General features: G+C 64.0%; 1 protein-coding gene. It reads left to right on the top strand.

Annotated elements, in window-relative coordinates:
• Nucleotides 1–264 (top strand): type VI immunity family protein (locus tag SB752_RS32665; RefSeq protein ID WP_410719540.1); only part of this gene is annotated, 264 nt, incomplete at both ends.

Genomic DNA, 264 nt, shown 5'->3' with positions numbered 1-264 from the left:
GGGCGGCGACCGAACGAAGCCAGCGAGTATTTCTACGCGCGCCGGTTCGGGCCAGGCATCGATGTCGGCGATCCAATGCGCTCGACCGTTCGAAAGCTCGACACGAAGATCAAGACCGTGGACTGGCTCAACGCGCTCGATGCGGACTTAGTCACGGCTGTCGGCGGCGCATCGGCACTCGGACTCCCGCCAGATTGGTTCGCCCGTATTCCACTGGGCAACGGAGGCTTAATCATTCAAGCCGGCGTCGCCCCGCAGTCCGGC

This window comes from Brevibacillus sp. SIMBA_040 (genome assembly GCF_046535075.1).
Classification (GTDB): domain Bacteria; phylum Bacillota; class Bacilli; order Brevibacillales; family Brevibacillaceae; genus Brevibacillus.
Note: the sequence above shows the minus strand (reverse complement) of the source record. Positions and strands in the feature narration are given on the sequence as shown.